General features: G+C 62.6%; 4 protein-coding genes. All 4 read right to left on the bottom strand.

The window, feature by feature from the left end:
• On the bottom strand, positions 1–708 hold a 708-nt coding region (guaA, locus tag QSJ19_RS26335; RefSeq protein ID WP_286324008.1), incomplete at its 3' end, for a glutamine-hydrolyzing GMP synthase.
• A gap of 254 nt (positions 709–962) precedes the next feature.
• The gene (locus QSJ19_RS26925; RefSeq protein ID WP_353507184.1) at positions 963–1,373 is read right to left on the bottom strand and encodes a lasso peptide biosynthesis B2 protein; all 411 of its coding nucleotides are present in this window, start codon (positions 1,371–1,373) and stop codon (positions 963–965) included.
• 23 nt (positions 1,374–1,396) lie between these two features.
• The gene (locus QSJ19_RS26330; protein ID WP_286324007.1) at positions 1,397–1,648 is read right to left on the bottom strand and encodes a lasso peptide biosynthesis PqqD family chaperone; all 252 of its coding nucleotides are present in this window, start codon (positions 1,646–1,648) and stop codon (positions 1,397–1,399) included.
• A partial coding sequence (locus QSJ19_RS26325) for an asparagine synthase-related protein (RefSeq protein ID WP_286324006.1) occupies positions 1,638–3,308 on the bottom strand: 1,671 nt, incomplete at its 5' end. The genes QSJ19_RS26330 and QSJ19_RS26325, both read right to left, overlap by 11 nt.

Below are 3,308 nucleotides of genomic sequence, written 5' to 3'. Positions count from 1 at the left end.
AAGCGCACCGGCGACCGCGGAGTCGACACCCCCTGACAAGGCGCAGATCGCGCGACCGTCCCCGATCTGATCGCGGACCTGCTGCACCGCAGCATCGATGATGTTGGATGCTGTCCACGTCGCGGGCAGACCGGCGATTTCGTGCAGGAACCGACTCAGCACGTGCTGACCGTGCGGGGTATGCAGCACTTCAGGGTGGTACTGCACCCCGGCCAAACGGCGCTGGTAGTTCTCGAACGCAGCGACTGGCGACGCCGATGTGCCAGCAGTGACCTCGAACCCTGCCGGTGCGCTGGTTACGGCATCGCCGTGACTCATCCATACTGGCTGGCGGCCGGGTAGTCCGTTGTGTAGTTGACCTCCGTGGACGACCAACTCGGTCCGTCCGTATTCCCTTGTGCCGGTGTGGGAGACGCTACCGCCAAGCGCCTGCGCCATGGCCTGGAATCCGTAGCAAATACCAAAGACCGGTATACCAAGATCGAACAGTCGCGGGTCAAGGCGGGGAGCACCGTCGGTGTACACGCTCGCTGGGCCCCCGGACAAGACGATTGCCGCGGGCGACAACGCCGCAATCGTATCGACCGATGCGGTGTGCGCAATCACCTCGGAGTACACATTGGCCTCGCGCACGCGACGAGCGATTAACTGGGCGTACTGGGCGCCGAAATCAACGACGAGCACTGGCCCTGATTGGCTATCAGACACTGGCACAGTATAACCCGCAGACGCTATCGCGAAGATCCGGGTTTGGCCACCGCCAGGAGCGCCACCGCCAGGAGCGAGGCGTCGCGCGGACAGTGCGTCGCTCGATCAGACAGTCTGTCGCTACCAGGCGGCGCGGGATTCGTGAAGGTGACTGCCCAATCGCATCGTTCGCGCCTACCGACCTCGAAATACGAACCAGCATCGATCCGTGCCAGGCGCAACCACGCAGGTTGCGAGCGGCGACAAACATCATCTCACCCTGGCTCCACAGTCAATAACGGCGCGTAGTAGCCCGGAGGATGCGGTTCGCCAACGTCGCGCCCCTCGGCCTGTACCCACGCATGGGCGCCGAATGGCGGCGTCGCGCGAACCCCGACCACCCAGACTGGGACAACCCCATGAACACGGGTGAGTAGCACCGTCGCGATCGAGCGGGGCAGACAACCTTCGCGGCCTGCGCACGCCAAGCTGGTACTGGTTACGACTGCGCGCGCCCGGCTCGTTTGCGCGTAATTGGCAGGCTTGGCGCCAATACGCACAACGTGTAGGACTCGCTGAATCCGCTTGGGATTGCATCTCGCCAGACGTAGGGCGATGAATACGGCCACGCGCGCGACGATACGCTCGCGTAGCAGAACTTCTCGATCCCCGTGCTCGATGCCCATCGGGGCCGACATGTCTTGTCCTCCTATATTTCTTCGACGATGATTCCCGCGTCGACAAGTCCATCGATGACGCTCTGAGCGTCTCTGCTGGCCGTAGTTCGGTCGACGTCGTAGGTGTCGACAAGCGCGTTCACTGCATCGTTGAGGTCACCGCTCCCGAGTATCGACTGCCAAATGAGTGTCCCAGTTGGGTTGAGATTCCAGTACTTTCCACTCTTCTTATCAAGCAGCACGGTGCCATACTCGGTCTCTGTGCTTGAGATGTCAGGCGCCATAGTGAACATCGGTATCCTCCTCTAGATTTCGGAGCCACATCTCACAACCAATCGTTGTCTCGATTCGTTGACCGGGACCCTGCACGTCTAGCGCTGCACGACACGCATGCGTCAGGGCGCCCGCGTCGGCTAGACCGAGTTCAACCAGTCTGGAACCCTCGGCTATGCCGACGATTTGGTCGCGGTGCCTGCGACTACCGAGCACAACGGCCGCGGACGTCTCTGCCTTCGTCGTACGACGAAGCGTGGCATCTGGCACGAGCCCGCGCATTGCCGTGACCAACAGCGGCTTGTAGCGCCCTGGCTCATAACGATCAACAATCCGAACTGACAGTGCTGCTTCCATCACGTGATCGTCAAAGAAGGGCGCGGCCACCTTCGCTCCGTTCGCGGCGCCGATGCGCTGATAGGCCCGCATAGTTGCCGCGCCGGTGTAGATCGTTTCCAGCATCTCGTGCAGACCCCGATCTGCCGCCAGTGCCGAGTCATTCTCATCTGCGGCCGAGATCAGTTCCGCCTGCACCAACTGCTCGGCTTCAGGTGTCACCCAGTCGGGCAGGGTCGGGCACGGGCCCCAGGTGCCAACTGGCTGGCGGCGGGTTTGCGTGCAGGCACCGAGTTGACGTGACATGGCGATCAGCCAATCTTGGTAGGGCTCGTCGCCAGTGAGATCACGTAGCATTGCGAGGTAGGGCTGCCGGTGATCCGTCCCAGCCACGGTTCGAAGCGTTGTCATGGCCTTCAGTGGGCTTTTACGCATCAGGGTGTGAAGCCATGCTGTGCCCGGCGAGCACAGTTCGTCGCCGCCAAGGCCCATCAGATGAACAACCGGCGCGTGCTTCTGTCCGATGTGGAGGATGCGCTCGAAGCGCTTGCGATTGTGTAGCAGGAGAAATGGCTCATCAAACTCGTTGTGCCGTTCGAGGATTCCGTCGTATACGAGCGGCACTTCGTGGGCAGGCACAGCTTCATGCGTGACGTCACTACCAGCGTCACGCAGCGCCGCTACTGTCCGTGTCGCCCATGCGACATCGTCATCCATCGCGTCAGGCTGCGCGAACGTGAGCGCCAGAACGTCAGCCCGCTGTCGCACGGCGAGCGCACAGACCGAACTGGAATCGAGTCCGCTGAGGTGCGATACCACTCTTACGCCGGGTGCCACTCTGGTAGCGACAGATTCGATCAGCGCCTCCCGCAGCTGCTCGGCGGCAGCGGCCCGGGTGCGCTCCTGCGGCGGGGAACTCCAGTAGCGCACAGTTCTCGCTGTGTCGGTGCCGTCCAACACGAGGTAGGAGTGCGGTACAACTGACTCCACTCGCTCCCATACTGGCCTCCACGACAGTGGCCACGGGGCGACAGGAATCAGTAGTCTCGTCGCGAGGCGGGCGCGGTCAACACTGAAGCCGTTCAAGCCGGCCAGAACTGTAGCGTTGTCGCCGCCGACCGACAGGCCCGCGGCCCGTGTCCAGTACACGCGTCGTAGTCCGGTGGCGGTACCCCACACTCCCGTCTGACCCCGGATGGATGTTACGAGGTGAGCGCTGCCGTGCAGGCGGCTTGGCAACCCGTGAAGGTCGCCAAGCCGCCGCGCTCGACCAGCGATGTCGTCAAGCACTTCGGCTTTTGCTGAGTGCTCGCCGAGAACGGCAACGACGTTGTT

It is taken from the genome of Gordonia sp. ABSL11-1, from assembly GCF_030315685.1.
In the GTDB taxonomy this organism is placed as follows: Bacteria; Actinomycetota; Actinomycetes; order Mycobacteriales; family Mycobacteriaceae; genus Gordonia.
This window is presented reverse-complemented; position numbering and strand designations above follow the sequence as displayed.